At 35.5% G+C, this 3,190-nt stretch carries 2 protein-coding genes; both read left to right on the top strand.

Going from position 1 to position 3,190, the window contains the following annotated elements; all coding sequences use genetic code 11:
* The coding region (locus tag B3J44_RS00910) for a discoidin domain-containing protein (protein WP_286964996.1) at positions 1-1,527 on the top strand (1,527 nt) is incomplete at its 5' end.
* A gap of 128 nt (positions 1,528-1,655) precedes the next feature.
* A partial coding sequence (locus B3J44_RS00905; RefSeq protein ID WP_286964995.1) for a glycoside hydrolase family 95 protein occupies positions 1,656-3,190 on the top strand: 1,535 nt, incomplete at its 3' end.

Here is a 3,190-nt window from a genome sequence, read left to right as displayed (position 1 = left end):
GATCGTTATTATCAGCCATGCTCCAATACAGGAAATTTAAGCGGAAGCGGACTTTGGGGAAATAAAGATCCGAGATTCTATTTTACAAAATATCCAGAACCTTATGCCGGAACAGGCGACGGACCAAGCTGGGGTTTAAGATCTGAAATTGGAACAGCCGTTTTTCCTAATATAGAAAGCTTCAAGAAATTTATTCCGGAAAAAGACTGGTGGCCAAGAAACGATATGTGGGACAAGCACTTCTTTGGACAAAAAGCATTTAATGCAACTCCAGATAATTATGATAAAAGCATAAACGAACGCTATGGAAAACCTAATAATTTGGAAGAATATACAAGAAAAGCCCAATTATTAAATATTGAAACTAACAAAGCCATGTACGAAGGATGGTTAGACCATATGTGGGAAGACGCTTCGGGAATTATGATCTGGATGAGCCAGTCGTCTTATCCAAGTATGGTGTGGCAGACTTACGATTATTATTATGATTTAACGGGAGCCTATTGGGGCGTAAAATCGGCTTGTGAACCTATGCACATTCAGTGGAGTCCTGTTAACAATTCGGTTAAAGTAATTAATACCACAGGAACCGATTATAAAAATCTAAAGGCAGAAGCTTTTGTCTACAATTTAGATGGAAAACCAGTGACGAAATTCCAACAAAATGCCGTTGTAGATTCTTATTCAAATACAGCAACAGAAAGCTTTGTGATTCCGTTTTACTCGAATCAGAAAGATTTGGCTTTTCAAAAGAATGTTACAGCATCTTCTACAGATGGAGGAAATGTAAAAGACATTGCTGACGGTGATTCTAATACCAGATGGGCAAGTAATTCAACAGACAATGAATGGATTTACGTAGATCTTGAAAACGAATACGTGATCAATCGCGTAACTCTAAATTGGGAAAATGCTTTCGGGAAAGAATATAAAATTCAGATAAGTTCAGATGCAAAAAACTGGACCGATGCAAGTGTAATAAAAGACGGAAAACAAGGACTTCAAAATATAGCATTTGATGAGGTAAAAGGGCGTTATGTTCGAATGTTAGGCATAAAACGAGGTTCTGGATGGGGCTATTCTTTATACGATTTTCAGGTTTTTGGAGCAGAAAATAGTACAGATACTTCAGATTTAAGTCCAGTGCATTTTATTCGCTTAAAGCTAAAAGATGCTCAGAATAAGTTAATCAGTGAAAATTTTTATTGGAGAGGAACCAATATGAAAGATTTTACAGCATTGAACAATCTGCCAAAAGCAAACGTAAATGTAACTTCGAAAGTGGTAAAACAAAATGGAAAATATGTGGTAAAAGCAAAAGTTTCCAGTACATCAGGAATTGCTTTTGGAATTCAGATGCAGGTTTTAAATGATAAATCAGGAACTCAGATATTACCCGCAATTGCAAGCGACAGCTATTTCACTTTGTTAAAAGGAGAAAGCAAAGAAGTTATAATAGAATTTGATGAATCAGCTTTAAAAAATGGAGAAAAGCCAGTTGTAAAAGCGATTCCATACAATAAATAAGAGTTCTATTTCTACAAGGTTTCTAAAAACCTTGTAGAAATTTTTTAAAGTTTTTTTAATACAAATTAGGGCAGATTAAAAATTATTATAATTTCTTTAATCTGTGGCAAAAGAATAAAACTATGAATATGAAAATAATCAAACGGTTTCTTTTTGTACTACTGCCATTTCTAGGTTATTCGCAAAATAATCAGCTAGAACTATGGTACACAAAACCAGCTTCTCAATGGGAAGAAACATTGCCTTTAGGAAATGGGCGTTTAGGAATTATGCCTGATGGCGGAATTGAAACGGAGAAATTAGTCCTAAATGATATAACACTTTGGAGCGGATCTTCGCAAGACGCAAATAATTATAAAGCCTATACTTTTTTGCCGCAAATAAGAGAATTATTATTGGCCAATAAAAACAGTGAAGCCGAACAACTTATCAATCAAAATTTTGTCTGCACAGGCCCTGGTTCAGGAAGCGGTGACGGTGCCAATGTACAATTTGGATGCTATCAAGTTTTGGCAGACATGACATTAAAATTTGATTATAAAACCAAATCTCAACCTGTAAATTACACCAGAAATCTGAATATTCGAACCGCTCTTGCTTCAACTCAATTTGCGATTGACGGAGTAACGTATAAACGGGAATATTTTGCAGGTTTTGGCGATGATGCTCTTTTTATGAAATTGACTTCAAGCAAAAAAGGAAAATTGAATTTCACAGTTCAGTTGAATAGGCCAGAACATTTTAAAACCGAAAACGGAAATGACAATTCTCTTGTAATGACAGGACAATTGAACAATGGAATTGACGGAAAAGGGATGAAATATAAAGCCAAAGTAAAAGCTAAAATTACAGATGGAAACGCTTTTTATGCCAATAATACCATTGAAGTAAAAAATGCAACTGAAGTAATTCTTTACATTTCAGCAGGAACAGATTTTAAAGATAAAAGTTTTGAGTCTTCTGTAGATAAAATTTTGGATGTAGCGATGCAGAAAAAATACGACGATCAGAAGAAAATACATATTCAAAATTATCAGAAACTGTTCAATCGTGTGGCTTTAAATTTTGGAAAACCAGTTCAAAAAACATTGCCTACAAATGAACGTTTAGATGCGTTTTTAAAAGAACCAGATTCAGATACTGAGCTTCCCGTTTTGTTTTACCAATACGGACGTTATTTAAGCATTAGCAGTACAAGAGTCGGATTGCTGCCTCCAAATTTGCAAGGTTTATGGGCGCATCAGGTTCAAACTCCGTGGAATGGCGATTATCATCTTGACGTAAATGTTCAGATGAATCATTGGGCATTAGAAACAGGAAATCTATCTGAATTGAATCTTCCGCTAAAAGATTTGGTAAAAGGAATGGTTCCTTACGGAGAAAAAACGGCAAAAGCCTATTACAATGCTGATGGATGGGTGGCACATGTAATCACGAATGTCTGGGGATTTACAGAACCAGGAGAAAGTGCTTCTTGGGGAATTGCAAAAGCAGGATCAGGCTGGCTTTGCAACAATTTATGGAATCATTATTTGTATACCAAAGATCAAAATTATCTAGCAGAAATTTATCCGATAATCAAAGGAGCAGCTCAGTTTTACAACAGCATGTTGGTAAAAGATCCAGAAACAGGTTGGTTAGTAACTTCGCCATCAGTATCGCC

It is taken from the genome of Flavobacterium sp. UBA4854 (assembly GCF_002399805.1).
Lineage (GTDB): Bacteria > Bacteroidota > Bacteroidia > Flavobacteriales > Flavobacteriaceae > Flavobacterium > Flavobacterium ginsengisoli.
This window is presented reverse-complemented; position numbering and strand designations above follow the sequence as displayed.